Source organism: Agrobacterium sp. 5Ca50 (assembly GCF_055381905.1).
The window spans coordinates 308,917-323,424 of record NZ_AP026438.1; the positions used below are offsets into that span (position 1 = coordinate 308,917).

Consider the following 14,508-nt stretch of genomic DNA (forward strand, 5'->3'; position numbering starts at 1 on the left):
TTTGTGCCTGTAATTGGCCGACGACTCAGAGGGCAGCACAGTGCGTATTGGCCATCTTGGAAATCGGCAATCTTCCACATACACTCCCATCGAGGATGGAGACCCGGGCGACTGTTCGGGATTGCGTGAAAGCGCTGTATTGGAGGAAATGACCGGTGAAGCATCGCTGGATACCCGTGGCTGTCGTGTGTCTGGTCCTGGGCCTTGTCGCCATGACCAAGGGCAGCGAACTTGTTTCCCGCCATTTCATGAATGAAGCCTCCTCCCAGGCTCATACAACGCTCAGGCTGGCCGTTTCGGCTCTCGGTGGGCATCTGAGCCGCTACGAGCCTTTACCCGCCCTGATGGCCGATCACGACGATATTGAGGAACTGGTCAGCAACCCTTCCAACCAGTTGCTGCGTGACCGCGCCAATATCTATCTGAAAGAGATCAATACGCTTCTGCACTCGTCGGACATCTATGTCATGACGCTGGACGGTGAAACGATTGCTGCCAGCAACTTCGATGGACCGGCCACCTTCATTGGCCAGAATTTCAGCTACCGGCCCTATTTTCAGGAGGCAGCAAAAGGCCAGCAATCGCGGTTCTTTGCTCTTGGCACCACCTCGCATAAGCGTGGATATTATTTCTCCTCACCCATTTTGTTCGAGAATGTCATCAAGGGCGTGATCGTTTTTAAGGTCGATATTGAAGGCATTGAGGCTTCTTTCGGTAATGGTGAAAACCGGATCATCGTGTCTGATCCTGAAGGTATCATCTTCATGACTGGTACGCCGGAGTGGCTCTATGCCTCACTGCTGCCACTAACCAAGGATCGGTTGTTGCGAACCGAAACATCTCGCCGCTACTCCGATGCGACATTGCGTGAATTGCCATTAAGCATCGAAAGCAGTGACGGACATACGCTATTCAAGATCGCCAGCGGGCAGGGGGAGCAGGAATATCTCGCCCTGTCGCAACTGATGCCAGAAGCCGGCTGGACCGTGCGGGTGTTGATGGACACCAGTTCGGTGCGCAACCAAGTACGTACGACGGTCATTGCCGTGGTGCTCTGCCTTTGCCTTGCAGGGTTCATCCTTGCCGCCGTTTTGCAGCGCCGAGCACGTTTACAGGAACGTATGGTGCTGCAGGCCGAAACGCAGGCCGAACTGGAACGAAGGGTGGCGGAGCGCACGCAAGATCTGGCGCGGGTCAATCGCCATATTGAGCGTGAAATTGCCGAACGCCGGCAAACCGAAAAACAGCTGCGAAAAACGCAAGGGGACCTCATTCAGGCCGGAAAGCTGGCCGGTCTCGGCCAGATGTCGGCCGCCCTGTCGCATGAATTCAACCAACCATTGGCGGCAGCAAAAACCTACGCCGACAGTGCGGCCCTCCTTATTGGACGTAACAGGGTGGAGGAGGCCAGCGACAACCTCAAGAGGATCTCGGCTTTGATCGATCGCATGGCGTCAATCAGTCGCCACTTACGTAACTTCGCCCGCAAGCCGAATGAAAAGATGACGTCTGTCTCGCTTGAAGAGGCAATGCAGGACACGCTGGAAATTCTGCATGCGCGATTGAGGGCCGCCAACGCCGATCTTATCGTGGATTTTGGGACCAACCCCTTGAGCGTCAAGGCGGGCCTCGTCCGTTTGCAGCAAGTTCTGGTGAATATCATTTCAAATGCTGCGGATGCGGTGGAGACTTTGGAAGACCGCCGGATCTTTGTTACTGCGAAACAGCATGATGGCAGGGTCCTGATTTCGGTGCGGGATTATGGCCCGGGAGTGCCAGCCGCGATCATGGAACGTATCTTCGATCCGTTTTTTACCACCAAGGGCGTCGGTCGTGGCTTGGGACTTGGCCTGTCCATCTCGTACAACATTATCAAGGATTTTGGCGGAGAACTGCGCGTACGGAACCCCGACGGCGGCGGTGCCGAGTTCGTTATCGAATTGTCGGTGGCTGAGCGTATTGCGGAGGTCGCTGCGGAATGAATGGTGCCCGTGTCTTGCTGATCGATGATGAGGAAGAGCTTCGCCTTTCCACGGCGCAGGCGCTGGAACTGTCCGGATTTTCCGTGACCATGCTGTCCAGTGCCGAACATGCCCTTGAACTAATCGGTTACAGTTTTGATGGTGTTGTCGTCAGCGATATCAGAATGCCTGGCATGGATGGCATGACATTGCTGCAAAAGGTCCGGGAGCTTGATGCGGAAATTCCGGTTATTCTGGTAACAGGCCACGGGGACGTGCAGCTGGCCGTTAATGCCATGCGCAATGGCGCTTACGACTTCATGGAAAAGCCCTTCACTGCGCAATATCTGTCAGGTGTCATTCACCGCGCCATGGATAAACGGTCGCTGGTTCTGGAAAACAGACGCCTGCGCGCCGTCGCTGGCAAACGTGATGATCTTGAAACGAGGCTTCCCGGGCGCACCCAAGTCATGGTGGATCTTCGCTATCGTATCCGAGCGATTGGTGCCGCCGATGCCGATACCTTGATTATTGGCGCAACCGGTGCCGGCAAGGAAGTCGTGGCGCGTGCCCTGCATGATGTCAGCAACCGCGCCAATCGTCCGTTCGTGGCGATCAATTGTGCGGCCTTGCCACAGAACCTGATTGAAAGCGAATTGTTTGGCCATGAGGCAGGCGCCTTTCCCGGGGCCATTCGTGCCCGCTACGGCAAATTTGAACACGCTCGTGGCGGTACCATTCTGCTGGATGAAATTGGTTCGATGCCAATCGACATTCAAGCAAGATTCCTGCGCGTACTGCAGGAGCGGGTTATTACCCGTCTTGGTTCCAACGACATTGTGGAACTGGATGTCCGTTTTATTGCCACCAGTAAGGTCGATCTTGAGGCAGAGGTGGCTGCCGGCCGTTTTCGGCCTGATCTGCTCTATCGGCTAAACGTCGCAACCGTGCACGTGCCATCGCTGGCACAAAGGCGGTCCGATATTCCGCTGCTGTTCCTGCATCTGGTGCGTGAGGCGGCGGCTCGTTATGGCCGCGAGGATAGGGAAGTTCCGCAAAGTGTTATCGCGGATATAGCGACGCGGGAATGGCCAGGAAATGTGCGTGAACTGCGCAATGCTGCCGACCGTTTTGTGCTTGGCCTTTCATCTGAAAATGCCGAGCAGGTGGTCACCGATGATGATAACAGGCAACCACATCGTCTGGCGGATAAAGTGGCGTCTTATGAGCGCGATCTGATTGCCCGTTCAATCGCCCTTAATGCCGGAAATCTGAAGGCTGTCTATGAAGCGCTCGGCATTTCACGCAAAACGCTGTACGAAAAAATGCAGAAATACGGCCTCGATAAACGCCATTTGGGGAGTATGACCCAACTTGATGAAGAAGCTTTGTAACGCCAGCTGGCCAGATGGGTGGATTTCCACCCGTCATTTTTCCGCAATGTTTCGAATTCCACCCATTTACCATTTGTTCATAGCAAAAGATGCTGCGGCGTCATGCGAAGCCGATTGCAGTTTCGTTTCCCCCCGCTGCAAATGACGTATCCGCAGGTTCCGATTGAGGAGTCGGTTCTTGCGAACATCATCGTCACATTCTGGGAGGAACCGATGAATTTTTTTAAGACACTGTCGTCTGCCGTCATGGCTGCAACCGTTTCGCTGATTGCGATGTCTGCTTCTGCGCAGACCTATCCCGATCGCGGTATCACCATGGTGGTGCCTTTTGCAGCCGGTGGTCCGACCGATACTGTAGCCCGTCTGGTTGCGGAATCCATGTCCAAAGACCTTGGCCAGCAAATCGTCGTTGAAAATGTTGGCGGTGCCGGCGGCACGCTTGGTGCCGGTCGCGTCGCCGCTGCTGATCCTGATGGTTACACGATCCTGCTGCACCATATCGGCATGGCAACCAGCGCCACGCTCTATCGCAAGCTGGCCTATGATACGCTCAATGCATTCGAATATGTTGGCCTCGTCACTGAAGTGCCGATGACCATCCTGTCACGCAAGGATCTGGAGCCGACGGACCTCAAGGGCCTGATTGAATATGCCAAGGCCAACAAGGACACAGTAACGGTTGCCAATGCCGGTATCGGTGCCGCCTCGCATCTGTGCGGTATGCTGTTCATGAGCGCGATTGAGACACCGCTGGTGACTGTGCCTTACAAGGGAACTGGTCCAGCGATGACTGACCTTCTCGGCGGCCAGGTTGATATCATGTGCGACCAGACAACCAACACCACCAAGCAGATCCAGGGTAAAACAGTAAAAGCCTTCGCAGTGACCTCGCCAAATCGTCTTGATGTTCTGCCTGACGTACCAACTGCTGTTGAAGCAGGCCTGCCCGGCTTTGAAGTGGGTATCTGGCATGGTGTCTATGCACCAAAGGGCACACCGCAGGAGGCTGTCGATCGTCTCTCGAAGTCGCTTCAGGTCGCATTGAAGGACCCGAACATTGCAGCGCGCTTTGCTGAACTTGGCACCATCCCATCCCCGGAAGCAGATGGTACGCCAGCCGCGCTGAAGGCCAAGCTTGAAAGCGAAATCGCCCGCTGGAAGCCGGTCATCGAGTCTGCTGGCCAATACGCCGACTGATACCTCTATCTGAAAGAACCGGCGGCAAGGCCGCCGGTCCCTTTAGCCCTTTCCATGGTGCGCTAGCGTCTGATGCATGCGCGGAAGCGGAGCTTCTATGAAATCAGTTTCCTTCAATATGTCCGAAGCCGTTTGCGGGTTGATCTTTGTCGGTCTCGGCGTGGCGTTCGGTTGGCAGGCTTTCGAGCTCGATCTTGGCACGACATTTCGGATGGGGCCGGGGTATTTCCCCTTTGTCCTGTCATTGGTTCTCGTCGTGTTAGGTGCGGTCATATTCCTGCGTTCTGGCAAGGTGGCACATGAACCGCTGGGCGCTATCGCCTGGCGCGGCATGCTGCTTATTCTGCCCGCACCAGTCTTCTTCGGTTTGACCGTTCGCGGGCTAGGGTTTGTGCCGGCAATCTTTTTCACGGCGCTGATAGCTGCCTTCGCCTCCCGTAAAATGAAAGTCCACACCGCCGTTCTTCTGGCGGCCGGGCTGACTGTCTTTTCGGTCGTCGTGTTCAATTATGGTCTTGGCCTGCCGTTCCAGCGGTTTGGTCCATGGCTCAAGTTCTAAGAGGTTTCGATGGAACTTTTCGATAATCTCGCACTTGGTTTCAGCACGGCTTCTTCGCTTGGAAACCTGTTCTTCTGCCTGATTGGCGTGTTGCTGGGAACCTTGATCGGCGTGTTGCCGGGCATTGGCGCAACGGCAACCATCGCCATGTTGTTGCCGATCACCTTCCAGCTTGAGCCGGTTTCGTCACTGATCATGCTGGCCGGAATTTATTACGGCGCGCAGTATGGTGGCTCAACCACCGCTATCCTGATCAATATGCCCGGCGAATCCTCATCTGCCGTAACGGCCATCGATGGTTATCAGATGGCCCGCAAAGGTAAGGCGGGTGTTGCACTTGCCACAGCGGCAATTGGTTCTTTTTTTGCAGGGACAGTTGCGACATTCCTGGTGGCGATCTTTGCGCCGCCACTGACGGTGATTGCACTAAAGTTCGGTGCTGCCGAATATTTTTCACTGATGGTCGTCGGCCTGGTGTCGTCCATTGCCCTGGCGCACGGCTCCATCGTGAAGGCACTGGCGATGGTGGTGCTGGGCCTGCTTCTGGGTCTTGTTGGCACCGATATCTACAGCGGTACACCGCGCTTCACGCTCGGCATCCGTGAATATGCCGATGGCTTGAATTTCGTGGCGCTAGCAGTTGGTGTTTTCGGCATAGCGGAAATCCTGCGCAATCTCGAAGATGAACATTCCCGCTCGGTGCTGATGTCCAAAGTCAGCGGCCTATTGCCAGGCAAGGATGATTTCAAACGTATGATTGCACCTATTCTACGTGGCACCGTCATTGGCTCGGCTTTGGGTATTCTGCCCGGTGGTGGCGCAATCCTTGCCTCGTTCGCGTCCTATACTGTTGAAAAACGTGTGTCGAAAAACCCTGAGGAATTCGGCCACGGCGCGATTGCGGGCGTGGCTGGTCCAGAATCTGCCAATAATGCCGGTGCGCAGACATCCTTTATCCCGCTGCTGACGCTTGGCATTCCCGCCAATCCCGTTATGGCGCTGATGATTGGTGCGATGATCATTCAGGGCATTGTGCCCGGCCCAAATGTGGTGAGCGAACAGCCTGCCTTGTTCTGGGGTATCATTGCGTCGATGTGGATTGGCAACCTGATGCTGGTGGTGTTGAACCTGCCGTTGATCGGGCTTTGGGTCAAATTGCTGACCATTCCCTATTACGTGCTGTTCCCGATCATCATGGCCTTCTGTGCTATCGGTGTTTACAGCGTGAACTCCAATGTCTTCGACCTCTACGCCGTCGCCTTCTTTGGTTTCATTGGTTACGTGCTGGTGAAATTGCGCTGTGAGCCAGCGCCGCTGCTGCTCGGCTTCGTGCTTGGGCCGCTGTTGGAGGAGAACCTGCGCCGTGCCATGATCTTGTCGCGTGGCGATCCGACAACATTCGTCACACGGCCGATCAGCGCCATCCTGTTAGCTATTGCAGCTTTGGTTCTGGTTGTCGTCTTCCTGCCAAGCGTCAAGGCAAAGCGTGAGCAGGTTTTTCAGGAAGAAGAATAATCCTCATCAGCTTCCATTACTCGCAACCCCGGCATTCCTTGCCGGGGTTTTTCGTTGGTGAGTGTGTCGTCTGCCCCGTCATGTCATAGCGCGCATTCTGAAAATCAATTCCGATTTTGTGGGTGCTGTTGTACAATCTTGAAAATACCCCGCAGAAGGGATGCGCATGAAAAACGACGACGACCTTGAGATGACGCCGGAAGAAGCCCGGCAGGATCATTGGGACATGTTATGGTTTCTAGCGCGTAATGCCGGATTTGGGGCAAGCCTTGGCCTATTTATCGCGGCTGGTTTGATGTTCTTTGATATCGGCGGTCTTGGAACCCGGATTGAACATTCCCAAAATCCGCTGTTGCCGATGTTGCTGATTTCTCTGCCTCTTGTCACAACCTTTGCCGGTGCCGTGACGGCATCCGCAATCATGTTGATGCCGTATAAACGGCGTAAGGAAAGGTGAGGTAACATTATGCCGTCGGTTGACATTCTGCCGGTGTGGGTTGAATGCAGCACTGTGGAATAAATGAGGATATGCATGCCGACTGATATGGAAGCACGGGTAGTGTCACTGGAGGAAACGGTCGCCCATCAAAGCCGTGTTATTGATGAACTCTCGGATCAACTGGCGGAGCAATGGCGCGTCGTGGAACAAACGCGTGCCAAACTGGACCGTTTGACTGAGCGGTTTTTGAGCCTGGAAGAACAGTCATTGGACGCGCCCGCCATTACCAGGCCGCCACATTACTGAAATCCCCACATTGCAGAGGTAACAGCATTGATAGCAACAGCAGCCGAAATCATCACCTTCTGGAAAAATGCAGGTCCTGAAAAGTGGTTTGCCAAGGATGAGGATTTCGACCAGGAGTTCCATGATCGATTTAAAGCTGCGCATTTTGCAGCGGCTGCCCGTGAACTGGATGACTGGTTGAACAATGCGGAAACTGCACTGGCTCTTCTGCTATTGTTGGATCAGTTCCCACGCAACTGTTTCCGCGGAACGGGCCATATGTACGCGACGGATTCGCTTGCTCGACATTTTGCCCATAAGTCCATCGCACAAGGTCTTGATACGGCGGTCGATGAGGCGCTGTGCGTGTTTTTCTATATGCCGTTCATGCACTCGGAAGAGTTGGATGATCAGGAGTTCTGCTGCCGCCTGATAGAGATCATTGGTGGCCCGTCATTACACCACGCCATCGAGCACCGTGACATCATCAAGCGCTTTGGCCGCTTTCCTCATCGCAACAGAATTCTCGGCCGCGACACGACGCCAGAAGAACAGGCGTTTCTCGATGAGGGTGGATTTGCCGGATAATAAAAAGGCTGGAGATTGTCACAATCTCCAGCCTTTCAATTTTATGCCGTTACGTCAGACGCTTAGCCGTCAAAGAATTCCTTCATGCGGGCAAAGAAACCCGACGATTCCGGATTGTTTTCCTTCGACGAAAGCTGCTCGAATTCCTGCAGCAACTCTCTTTGACGTTTGCTGAGTTTCTGCGGCGTTTCGATCTGAATCTGGATATAGAGATCGCCCGTCTGCGCAGAACGCAGCACCGGCATGCCCTTACCCTTCAAACGGAACTGCTTGCCGGCCTGTGTGCCCTCAGGCACGGAGACACGCGATTTTGTGCCATCCAGTGTCGTCACATCGAATGTACCGCCCAGGGCTGCCGTAGTCATCGAAATTGGCACGGCGCAGTAAAGATCGGCACCATCTCGCTGGAAAAACTCGTGCGGTTTTACAGACAGGAAGATGTACAGGTCACCGGTCGGTCCACCGCGCATCCCGGCTTCACCTTCGCCTTGCAGACGAATGCGTGTGCCGTCTTCGATACCCGATGGAATGTTGACGGAAAGCGAACGTTCTTCGGTGACACGTCCCTGGCCATGGCACTTGCTGCACGGGTCGGTGATTGTTTGACCACGACCATGACAGGTAGGGCAGGTACGCTCGACCGAGAAGAAACCTTGCGCTGCGCGCACACGACCGGAACCCTGGCAGGTGCCACAGGTCTTGGGCTGCGTGCCGGGCTTCGCGCCAGAACCAGTGCATACGTCGCAAGTGATGGAGGTCGGAACCCGGATCTGCGCCGTTTTGCCGGTGAAGGCTTCTTCAAGCGAGATTTCCATGTTGTAGCGCAGGTCAGCGCCACGTTCGCGGCCACCGGACGAACGGCGTGCTCGACCGCCACCCATCATCTCGCCGAAGATGTCTTCGAAAATGTCCGAGAAGCCGCCATTGGCGAAACCACCGCCGCCACCGCCACCCATGCCGCCTTGTTCAAAGGCAGCGTGACCGAAACGATCATAGGCCGCGCGCTTTTGCGGGTCTTTCAGCGTTTCATAGGCTTCGTTGATTTCTTTGAATTTCTTTTCAGATTCGGCGTCATCTGGATTCTTGTCCGGATGATACTTCATTGCAAGTTTGCGAAAGGCGCTTTTCAGCTCCTTTTCATCGGCGGACTTGCTCACACCGAGGGTTTCGTAAAAGTCTGCTTTCGCCATGAAGATAACACGCCCCAAAATGGATTTCCGGCTGCACGAGGCAGCCGGATTTTAGTCATTCAATCAAGTACGTTCAGAAGCCAGCATTAAGCAGACTTCTTGTCGTCCTTGATTTCCTCGTAGTCTGCGTCGACGATATCGTCCTTGGCGCCTTCAGCATTGCCTTCACCGGCTTCTGCCTGCTGCGCTTCGTAGATCGCCTGACCAAGCTTCATGGAGACTTCCATGAGTGTCTGGGTTTTGGCCTGAATATCGTCTGCATCCGGCTCGGAAGCTTCAACGGCTGTCTTGAGCGATGCAATTGCATCTTCAATAGCCTTGCGGTCTGCTTCCGAAACCTTGTCGCCATACTCCGTCACCGACTTTTCGGTCGAGTGGATGAGGCTTTCAGCCTGGTTCTTGGCTTCAACGCCTGCACGGCGTTTCTTGTCGGCTTCAGCATTGGCTTCAGCGTCCTTGACCATCTTCTCGATGTCCGCGTCGGACAGACCACCAGATGCCTGAATGCGGATCTGCTGTTCTTTGCCTGTGCCCTTATCCTTGGCCGATACCTGAACGATACCGTTGGCGTCGATGTCGAAGGTCACTTCGATCTGCGGAACGCCGCGTGGTGCCGGTGGCAGGCCAACCAGGTCGAACTGGCCGAGAAGCTTGTTGTCCTGTGCCATTTCGCGCTCGCCCTGGCTGACGCGGATGGTTACAGCAGACTGGCTGTCTTCAGCGGTCGAGAAGGTCTGGCTCTTCTTTGTCGGGATCGTCGTGTTGCGGTCGATCAGACGGGTGAAGACGCCACCCAGTGTTTCGATGCCCAGCGACAGCGGAGTTACGTCGAGAAGCAGAACATCCTTGACGTCGCCCTGCAGAACGCCAGCCTGAATGGCAGCGCCCATGGCAACAACTTCGTCAGGGTTTACGCCCTTGTGCGGCTCTTTGCCGAACAACTGCTTTACGATTTCCTGCACCTTAGGCATACGGCTCATGCCGCCAACCAGAACGACTTCGTCGATCTCGGAGGCAGATACGCCAGCGTCCTTGAGAGCGGCCTTGCACGGCGCAACGGTGCGCTGAACGAGGTCATCAACCAGGCTTTCGAACTTGGCGCGGGTCAGCTTCAGTGTCAGGTGCTTTGGACCGGTAGCGTCTGCCGTGATGAATGGCAGGTTGATTTCGGTCTGTTGCGAAGACGAAAGCTCGATCTTAGCCTTTTCAGCAGCTTCCTTGAGACGCTGCAGCGCAAGCTTGTCGCCCTTCAGGTCGATGCCCTGATCCTTCTTGAATTCACCGGCCAGATATTCGACCAGACGCATGTCGAAGTCTTCACCACCAAGGAACGTGTCGCCATTGGTGGACTTTACTTCGAAAACGCCATCGCCGATTTCCAGAACGGAAATATCGAAGGTGCCACCGCCAAGGTCATAAACAGCAATCGTCTTGCCGTCCTTCTTGTCGAGGCCGTAAGCGAGAGCAGCCGCAGTCGGTTCATTGATGATGCGCAGAACTTCAAGACCGGCGATACGGCCAGCATCCTTGGTTGCCTGACGCTGTGCGTCGTTGAAGTAGGCCGGAACCGTGATAACGGCCTTTTCGACCTTCTCACCAAGGTAAGCTTCTGCGGTTTCCTTCATCTTCTGAAGAATCATCGCGGAGATCTGCGATGGGGAATATCCCTTGCCCTGGGCTTCTACCCATGCGTCGCCATTATCGCCCTTGACGATTTCGAAAGGAACGAGGCCCTTGTCCTTGGCGACGGTCGGGTCGTCATAACGACGGCCAATCAGACGCTTTACCGCGAACAGTGTGTTTGTCGGGTTCGTTACCGCCTGACGCTTGGCAGGCTGGCCAACCAGACGCTCACCATCGTCGCTGAACGCAACCATCGAAGGGGTTGTGCGTGCACCCTCTGCATTTTCAATGACCTTGGTGTCCTTGCCGTCCATAACTGAGACGCAGGAATTGGTCGTGCCAAGGTCGATACCGATTACTTTTGCCATTCTACTCTCTCCTTGAAGCGAGTTGTCGGAACCCCGGTAGGCATTCCATTGACAACTCCTTGACTTGGATTGTCTTGATATCTGTTCAGCATTTTTGCTGTTCTGGGGCGTATATAAGGAGCGATTTTTCCGGCTGCAAGGCGGTAAGCGGTGTGGAATGCGGCAAAACAAAAGAAATGGAATGGCCTACCACAGTTTATTGCCACAACATGCGTTCGCAGCCGTCAAACTCCTGAGCTCATATAGGTGCTGCTGGGTGAATAATTAGAAAAAATGACGTTTTTGGTATATTTTTTCTGGTAGGATCAACTCAAATAAAAACGGCCCCGAGGCGGGGCCGCAATCGTCACGGAATTTCACGTATTTCAAATGGCGAGCCACTTGCGCGGTGAATCCGGTGACTGGATTTTCAGCCACTTCAGATTGACACTGTGCCAGGGCTTTACTTCATTGGTGCGGTTGTCGAGCACATAGTCACCCTGGTCTGTTGTCACGACAAGTACGGCATGGCCGATGCCATTTGGCAGGCGAGCGACCGCGATACGCAGGGCGCCGGAGGGCCAGCCAGCAGCAAGCAGTTTGTGGCGTTTTGTCAGTGCGTAATCTTCGCAATCGCCTTGGGTGACATTAATCTCCCATGCGTCATTATCATCTTGATCTGACGTGTATTTTATGGCGCGGTTGATGCTGCTATTGATGTTTTTCAGCTGGCTCATCTTGTCGGGTGACAAAGATACTTTTTTACCGCTGCCCTGAACATCGCAATCTGCAGAGTTGGTTGTGCAGAAACTCGCGAAAGAAAATGGAGCAATGGTTGTGCGGCGGGTCGAAATATGCTGATCCGGCTTCGGTGCAGCGCTGCGCGCCAATCCACTTAAGGGTGCCGCAGCGAGGCTGCTGGTACCTGTCATTAACATAGCGAAAGACAGGAATGTTGCAGTTGCTGTTTTCTTGATAAGCATGTTAGCCCCGTTTCATTGCAACCTGAATTGTTTTTATTGGATGCTTGATATCAGGTAGTTTTTGCGGGCCAGTTAAGTGTGTATTTAAAATTTTAATGGTTGTAATTTAATTACTCATTCTGGACATATAAGTGCCATAAGGATTCTAAACAGTTTGCTTGTTTATTGAATTTTCTGCTCGGCAGGTAAATCGAGTGATATAAATGTGACGGCTTCCAGGGGTTGGAGAGGCTGGCGTTTATTGTTTTAAGCCTACTGTATTGCGCCATAACGCCGTGTGGCTTATGGAGTCTGTGATTTAAAGGGACTTGATTATATTATGCGTTTTTCGAGTGTGTTGCTTTTAAGCACAGCAGTTCTTTCTGGCTGCACTGTAACCTCTTCTTCGGGGCCGGATTTTAGGTCGATCGAATCTCAGGCATCCGTCAAACTTGTCGCTGACAAGAAGGGTGGCAATAAGGGCGTTGCAGGCATCGATTATGCGCTGATTGAAATCAACAGCCGAGTGCTTGGTTATATTGGTGGTGCAACGGGTGGTAGCATGGCGACCGGCTTCGGCGGTGGACGCGGCGGTCCACCATCTCTGCCGCTTGGCGTAGGCGACGTTGTTCAAGTCTCAGTCTTTGAATCCCAAGCCGGTGGTCTTTTCATTCCGCAGGACGCAGGTAGCCGCCCAGGCAATTATGTTTCTCTTCCAAACCAGACGATTGCGCGCGACGGTACCGTGAGCGTGCCTTACGCTGGCCGTGTACGCGCAGCAGGTCGCTCGGTGGAAGATGTTCAGGCCGATCTCGAAGAGCGCCTGGCAAACCGTGCTATCGAGCCGCAGGTGATGATCAACAAGATCAGTAGCCGCTCAGCGCAGGTTTCCGTTCTGGGGGATGTCAAATCCGCAGCTAAAATTGACCTGACAGATGCTGGCGAGCGTATCCTTGACGTGATCTCTGAAGCTGGCGGCTTGAGCTCGCCGGGCATTGAATCTTATGTCACACTTATCCGTAATGGTCGCTCTGCGAAGGTTCATTACGACTATCTGACCAGCCATCCGCAGGAAAACATCTATGTGATGCCCGGCGATGTGGTGATGGTTGATCGTGAGCGTCGTACATTCATGGCCTTTGGTGCTTCTGGTCTGAACGGTCGTTTCGATTTCGAAGAGTCTGAACTGAAATTGTCTGATGCACTCGGCAAGGCCGGTGGCTTGCTGGATTCAAGAGCAGATCCGGCGCAGGTCTTCCTGTATCGCGTCGTCAATCGCGACCTGCTGGTAAAGCTTGGCCTTGATACTTCGAAGTTCGTCAAGGACGAGGTTCCTGTGATCTTCCGGGCAAACTTGAGAGATCCAGCCACGTTCTTTGCCGTTCAGAAGTTCCCGATGCAGGACAAGGACATTGTCTACGTTACCAATTCGGATGCAATCGAACTGTACAAGGTTCTTGATCTGGTTGGTTCTGTACCTGCAACTGCAGCTGATGTTTCGAGTGACGTTCTTGCCACCCGCAATTCGGTTCGGGCACTTAAAAATTAAACATAATAATGGAAGCCGGTCAGGCTTTCTTTATTAATATTGCGTTAATCGTCCGTCTGTGTGATGGATTGAAAACAGATACTTATAGCCATTTATTTTGGGGATATTTGCATGGTTATTGTCAAGCATATGCTTGGGTTGCTCTCAGCTGCAGCCATCGTTGTAGTGGCTGGGCAGTCTTCGGCAATCGCTCAGGCAACTGCACCGCAAGTTGAAGCTCCCGCAGTTGAGCAAGTTAATACTCCTGCTGCTGAGCAGGTTGCTCCGGCGCCAGTTGCTGTTTCAAGAGCGGAAGGCGAGGCTATCGGTGCGTTCCTCGCTCGTGTTCAGGCTGGTATCGCTGGAGGAAGCGTTCAAGAGGAAGCTATGGCAGAGCAGGTTGCACTGCTGTTGCCACCTGAAACCACGGTAACGGACGCGACGCGTGCAATTGTGGACGAGGTTCTTGCATTTGCCCAAGCGAATTCGCCATCTGCCGAAGCTGTGGGTGACGGGTTGGCGTTGGCTGCAAATGCGGCAAGTAACGCAAACAACGCAGCTCTTGCTCGAATGATCCGTGTTCGCGTTGAAGGTGCTGCTGGTTTACTCGCTCAGGCATTCTCTGATAACTTCACGGCGACCGCAGCTGGCGGTGGCGCAGGAGCAGGCGGTGCCGGCGCTGGTGGCGGCGGTGCAATTGGTGGTGCGGCAGGTGCTGTCGGTGGCGGGACTGGTGGTCTCGGCGAAGGCTCATCACCGGTCACCCAGACCAATTCGACAACTGCTCCAACTGGTGGCAGTACGACGAGTTTTACTGCCGGTAACACTATTATCGGTGATGTTAGCCCAGGTTGACGCAATCTGTGCTCCACATTTTTCGATCCAGTAAAAAGGTCGAATTTCGATGTGGGGCACAATTA

Annotated in this window: 13 protein-coding genes; 10 read left to right on the forward strand and 3 right to left on the reverse strand. The window is 54.0% G+C overall.

What is annotated here, in order from left to right; genetic code table 11:
• Positions 1-155: 155 nt before the first annotated feature.
• The 8 genes from ACZ5FM_RS01495 (at position 156) to ACZ5FM_RS01530 (ending at position 7,938) form a co-directional block, all read left to right on the forward strand.
• Complete coding sequence (locus tag ACZ5FM_RS01495; RefSeq protein WP_464039504.1) at positions 156-1,982, forward strand: sensor histidine kinase; 1,827 nt, start codon at positions 156-158, stop codon at positions 1,980-1,982.
• Positions 1,979-3,355, forward strand: a complete 1,377-nt coding sequence (locus ACZ5FM_RS01500) for a sigma-54-dependent transcriptional regulator (RefSeq protein ID WP_250983568.1) — start codon at positions 1,979-1,981, stop codon at positions 3,353-3,355. Before ACZ5FM_RS01495 ends, ACZ5FM_RS01500 begins: the two co-directional genes overlap by 4 nt.
• A gap of 213 nt (positions 3,356-3,568) precedes the next feature.
• On the forward strand, positions 3,569-4,552 hold the full coding sequence (locus tag ACZ5FM_RS01505) for a tripartite tricarboxylate transporter substrate-binding protein (protein WP_250983569.1): 984 nt from the start codon (positions 3,569-3,571) through the stop codon (positions 4,550-4,552).
• A 97-nt stretch (positions 4,553-4,649) separates the two neighbouring features.
• Complete coding sequence (locus ACZ5FM_RS01510) at positions 4,650-5,111, forward strand: tripartite tricarboxylate transporter TctB family protein (RefSeq protein WP_312951297.1); 462 nt, start codon at positions 4,650-4,652, stop codon at positions 5,109-5,111.
• Positions 5,112-5,120: 9 nt separating this feature from the next.
• A complete protein-coding gene (locus tag ACZ5FM_RS01515; protein WP_464039505.1) occupies positions 5,121-6,626 on the forward strand; it encodes a tripartite tricarboxylate transporter permease in 1,506 nt (501 codons plus the stop codon).
• Between the two features lie 166 nt (positions 6,627-6,792).
• Positions 6,793-7,083: a hypothetical protein gene (locus ACZ5FM_RS01520; protein WP_192486999.1), complete on the forward strand. Its 291-nt coding sequence runs from the start codon at positions 6,793-6,795 to the stop codon at positions 7,081-7,083.
• A 75-nt stretch (positions 7,084-7,158) separates the two neighbouring features.
• A complete protein-coding gene (locus ACZ5FM_RS01525; protein WP_259147497.1) occupies positions 7,159-7,371 on the forward strand; it encodes a SlyX family protein in 213 nt (70 codons plus the stop codon).
• A gap of 27 nt (positions 7,372-7,398) precedes the next feature.
• Positions 7,399-7,938, forward strand: coding sequence for a DUF924 family protein (locus ACZ5FM_RS01530; RefSeq protein ID WP_464039506.1), 540 nt, complete (start codon positions 7,399-7,401; stop codon positions 7,936-7,938).
• Positions 7,939-8,000: 62 nt separating this feature from the next.
• On the opposite strand, the gene dnaJ is transcribed toward ACZ5FM_RS01530, so the two are convergent.
• The 3 genes from dnaJ to ACZ5FM_RS01545 form a co-directional block, all read right to left on the reverse strand.
• A complete protein-coding gene (gene dnaJ / locus ACZ5FM_RS01535; protein WP_259147494.1) occupies positions 8,001-9,128 on the reverse strand; it encodes a molecular chaperone DnaJ in 1,128 nt (375 codons plus the stop codon).
• 86 nt (positions 9,129-9,214) lie between these two features.
• Positions 9,215-11,119 carry a molecular chaperone DnaK gene (dnaK, locus tag ACZ5FM_RS01540; RefSeq protein ID WP_192487001.1) on the reverse strand — a complete coding sequence of 635 codons (1,905 nt, stop codon included), beginning with the start codon at positions 11,117-11,119 and terminating at the stop codon, positions 9,215-9,217.
• A gap of 365 nt (positions 11,120-11,484) precedes the next feature.
• Positions 11,485-12,081 carry a transglutaminase-like cysteine peptidase gene (locus ACZ5FM_RS01545; protein ID WP_464039507.1) on the reverse strand — a complete coding sequence of 199 codons (597 nt, stop codon included), beginning with the start codon at positions 12,079-12,081 and terminating at the stop codon, positions 11,485-11,487.
• A gap of 319 nt (positions 12,082-12,400) precedes the next feature.
• On the opposite strand from ACZ5FM_RS01545, the gene ACZ5FM_RS01550 reads away from it, so the two are divergent.
• Entirely contained in the window at positions 12,401-13,609 is a 1,209-nt protein-coding gene (locus ACZ5FM_RS01550) for a polysaccharide biosynthesis/export family protein (RefSeq protein WP_464039508.1), read from the forward strand.
• Positions 13,610-13,720: 111 nt separating this feature from the next.
• Positions 13,721-14,443: a hypothetical protein gene (locus ACZ5FM_RS01555; RefSeq protein ID WP_464039509.1), complete on the forward strand. Its 723-nt coding sequence runs from the start codon at positions 13,721-13,723 to the stop codon at positions 14,441-14,443.
• Positions 14,444-14,508: the final 65 nt, after the last annotated feature.